Source organism: Bacillus sp. AR13-1, from assembly GCF_008042285.1.
Lineage (GTDB): Bacteria > Bacillota > Bacilli > Bacillales > Bacillaceae_G > Bacillus_A > Bacillus_A mycoides.
The window spans coordinates 1-4,423 of sequence record NZ_QNUA01000011.1 but is presented as its reverse complement, the minus strand read 5'-3'; the positions used below and the strand labels follow the sequence as shown (position 1 = coordinate 4,423).

Annotated in this window: 2 rRNA genes; both read right to left on the bottom strand. The window is 51.5% G+C overall.

The features are described 5' to 3' along the window. Window positions 1–12: 12 nt before the first annotated feature. Window positions 13–2,934: ribosomal RNA gene (locus DN408_RS10615) — 23S ribosomal RNA — on the bottom strand. Window positions 2,935–3,072: 138 nt separating this feature from the next. After that, a 16S ribosomal RNA gene (locus DN408_RS10610) occupies window positions 3,073–4,423 on the bottom strand; the annotation flags it as partial.

Genomic DNA, 4,423 nt, shown 5'->3' with positions numbered 1-4,423 from the left:
GCTTCATATTATATGGTTAAGTCCTCGATCTATTAGTATTCGTCAGCTCCACATGTCACCATGCTTCCACCTCGAACCTATCAACCTGATCATCTTTCAGGGATCTTACTAGCTTACGCTATGGGAAATCTCATCTTGAGGGGGGCTTCATGCTTAGATGCTTTCAGCACTTATCCCTTCCGCACATAGCTACCCAGCTATGCCCTTGGCAGAACAACTGGTACACCAGCGGTGCGTCCATCCCGGTCCTCTCGTACTAAGGACAGCTCCTCTCAAATTTCCTGCGCCCACGACGGATAGGGACCGAACTGTCTCACGACGTTCTGAACCCAGCTCGCGTACCGCTTTAATGGGCGAACAGCCCAACCCTTGGGACCGACTACAGCCCCAGGATGCGATGAGCCGACATCGAGGTGCCAAACCTCCCCGTCGATGTGGACTCTTGGGGGAGATAAGCCTGTTATCCCCGGGGTAGCTTTTATCCGTTGAGCGATGGCCCTTCCATGCGGAACCACCGGATCACTAAGCCCGACTTTCGTCCCTGCTCGACTTGTAGGTCTCGCAGTCAAGCTCCCTTATGCCTTTGCACTCTACGAATGATTTCCAACCATTCTGAGGGAACCTTTGGGCGCCTCCGTTACACTTTAGGAGGCGACCGCCCCAGTCAAACTGCCCACCTGACACTGTCTCCCGGGTCGATAAGACCCGTAGGTTAGAATTTCAATACAGTCAGGGCGGTATCCCACCAGCGCCTCCACCGAAGCTAGCGCTCCGGTTTCAATGGCTCCCGCCTATCCTGTACAAACTGTACCAAAATTCAATATCAGGCTACAGTAAAGCTCCACGGGGTCTTTCCGTCCTGTCGCGGGTAACCTGCATCTTCACAGGTACTATAATTTCACCGAGTCTCTGGTTGAGACAGTGCCCAAATCGTTACACCTTTCGTGCGGGTCGGAACTTACCCGACAAGGAATTTCGCTACCTTAGGACCGTTATAGTTACGGCCGCCGTTTACTGGGGCTTCAGTTCAGAGCTTCGCTTACGCTAACCCCTCTCCTTAACCTTCCAGCACCGGGCAGGTGTCAGCCCCTATACTTCGCCTTACGGCTTCGCAGAGACCTGTGTTTTTGCTAAACAGTCGCTTGGGCCTATTCACTGCGGCTTTCCGTTAAGAAAGCACCCCTTCTCCCGAAGTTACGGGGTCATTTTGCCGAGTTCCTTAACCAGAGTTCTCTCGCACACCTTAGGATTCTCTCCTCGCCTACCTGTGTCGGTTTGCGGTACAGGCACCTTTTATCTCGCTAGAAGCTTTTCTTGGCAGCGGGGAATCAAAGACTTCGCTCCATAAGGAGCTTCCCCATCACAGCTCAGCCTTCACGATAAGCGGATTTGCCTACTTATCAGCCTAACTGCTTGGACGTGCACAACCAATCGCACGCTTCTTCTATCCTTCTGCGTCCCTCCATTGCTCAAACGATAAAGAGGTGGTACAGGAATATCAACCTGTTGTCCATCGCCTACGCCTGTCGGCCTCGGCTTAGGTCCTGACTAACCCTGAGCGGACGAGCCTTCCTCAGGAAACCTTAGGCATTCGGTGGACGGGATTCTCACCCGTCTTTCGCTACTCATACCGGCATTCTCACTTCTAAGCGCTCCACCAGTCCTTCCGGTCTGACTTCACTGCACTTAGAACGCTCCCCTACCACTGATACCATTGGTATCAATTCGCAGCTTCGGTGGTGTATTTAGCCCCGGTACATTTTCGGCGCAGAGTCACTCGACTAGTGAGCTATTACGCACTCTTTAAATGGTGGCTGCTTCTGAGCCAACATCCTAGTTGTCTAAGCAACTCCACATCCTTTTCCACTTAATACACACTTTGGGACCTTAGCTGGCGATCTGGGCTGTTTCCCTCTTGACTACGGATCTTATCACTCGCAGTCTGACTCCTAAGGATAAGTCATTGGCATTCGGAGTTTGACTGAATTCGGTAATCCGATGAGGACCCCTAGTTCAATCAGTGCTCTACCTCCAAGACTCTTACACTTAAGGCTAGCCCTAAAGCTATTTCGGGGAGAACCAGCTATCTCCAGGTTCGATTGGAATTTCTCCGCTACCCACACCTCATCCCCGCACTTTTCAACGTGCGTGGGTTCGGGCCTCCATTCAGTGTTACCTGAACTTCACCCTGGACATGGGTAGATCACCTGGTTTCGGGTCTACGACCACGTACTAAACGCCCTATTCAGACTCGCTTTCGCTGCGGCTCCGCCTCTTCAGCTTAACCTCGCACGGGATCGTAACTCGCCGGTTCATTCTACAAAAGGCACGCCATCACCCATTAACGGGCTCTGACTATTTGTAGGCACACGGTTTCAGGATCTCTTTCACTCCCCTTCCGGGGTGCTTTTCACCTTTCCCTCACGGTACTGGTTCACTATCGATCACTAGGGAGTATTTAGCCTTGGGAGATGGTCCTCCCAGATTCCGACGGAATTTCACGTGTTCCGCCGTACTCAGGATACATTCAAGAGAGAACGAAGTTTCGACTACGGGGTTATTACCCTCTGTGACGGACCTTTCCAGGTCGCTTCGTCTACCTCGTTCCTTTGTAACTCCGTATAGAATGTCCTACAACCCCAAGAGGCAAGCCTCTTGGTTTGGGCTAGATTCCGTTTCGCTCGCCGCTACTCAGGAAATCGCATTTGCTTTCTCTTCCTCCAGGTACTTAGATGTTTCAGTTCCCTGGGTCTGTCTTCCATACCCTATGTATTCAGGTAAGGATACCATACCATTACGTATAGTGGGTTTCCCCATTCGGAAATCTTCGGATCAAAGCTTACTTACAGCTCCCCGAAGCATATCGGCGTTAGTCCCGTCCTTCATCGACTCCTAGTGTCAAGGCATCCACCGTGCGCCCTTTCTAACTTAACCAAACTAAAATTAAAAAAATATGAGCTACACTGTTATCTAGTTTTCAAAGAACATACATTTAAACTTGAGAGATAGTTCTTTAAAAACTCAACAAAAGAAAACATTTATTGATGAACTGCGTTCATCAATTCTCCATAGAAAGGAGGTGATCCAGCCGCACCTTCCGATACGGCTACCTTGTTACGACTTCACCCCAATCATCTGTCCCACCTTAGGCGGCTGGCTCCATAAAGGTTACCCCACCGACTTCGGGTGTTACAAACTCTCGTGGTGTGACGGGCGGTGTGTACAAGGCCCGGGAACGTATTCACCGCGGCATGCTGATCCGCGATTACTAGCGATTCCAGCTTCATGTAGGCGAGTTGCAGCCTACAATCCGAACTGAGAACGGTTTTATGAGATTAGCTCCACCTCGCGGTCTTGCAGCTCTTTGTACCGTCCATTGTAGCACGTGTGTAGCCCAGGTCATAAGGGGCATGATGATTTGACGTCATCCCCACCTTCCTCCGGTTTGTCACCGGCAGTCACCTTAGAGTGCCCAACTTAATGATGGCAACTAAGATCAAGGGTTGCGCTCGTTGCGGGACTTAACCCAACATCTCACGACACGAGCTGACGACAACCATGCACCACCTGTCACTCTGCTCCCGAAGGAGAAGCTCTATCTCTAGAGTTTTCAGAGGATGTCAAGACCTGGTAAGGTTCTTCGCGTTGCTTCGAATTAAACCACATGCTCCACCGCTTGTGCGGGCCCCCGTCAATTCCTTTGAGTTTCAGCCTTGCGGCCGTACTCCCCAGGCGGAGTGCTTAATGCGTTAACTTCAGCACTAAAGGGCGGAAACCCTCTAACACTTAGCACTCATCGTTTACGGCGTGGACTACCAGGGTATCTAATCCTGTTTGCTCCCCACGCTTTCGCGCCTCAGTGTCAGTTACAGACCAGAAAGTCGCCTTCGCCACTGGTGTTCCTCCATATCTCTACGCATTTCACCGCTACACATGGAATTCCACTTTCCTCTTCTGCACTCAAGTCTCCCAGTTTCCAATGACCCTCCACGGTTGAGCCGTGGGCTTTCACATCAGACTTAAGAAACCACCTGCGCGCGCTTTACGCCCAATAATTCCGGATAACGCTTGCCACCTACGTATTACCGCGGCTGCTGGCACGTAGTTAGCCGTGGCTTTCTGGTTAGGTACCGTCAAGGTGCCAGCTTATTCAACTAGCACTTGTTCTTCCCTAACAACAGAGTTTTACGACCCGAAAGCCTTCATCACTCACGCGGCGTTGCTCCGTCAGACTTTCGTCCATTGCGGAAGATTCCCTACTGCTGCCTCCCGTAGGAGTCTGGGCCGTGTCTCAGTCCCAGTGTGGCCGATCACCCTCTCAGGTCGGCTACGCATCGTCGCCTTGGTGAGCCGTTACCTCACCAACTAGCTAATGCGACGCGGGTCCATCCATAAGTGACAGCCGAAGCCGCCTTTCAATTTC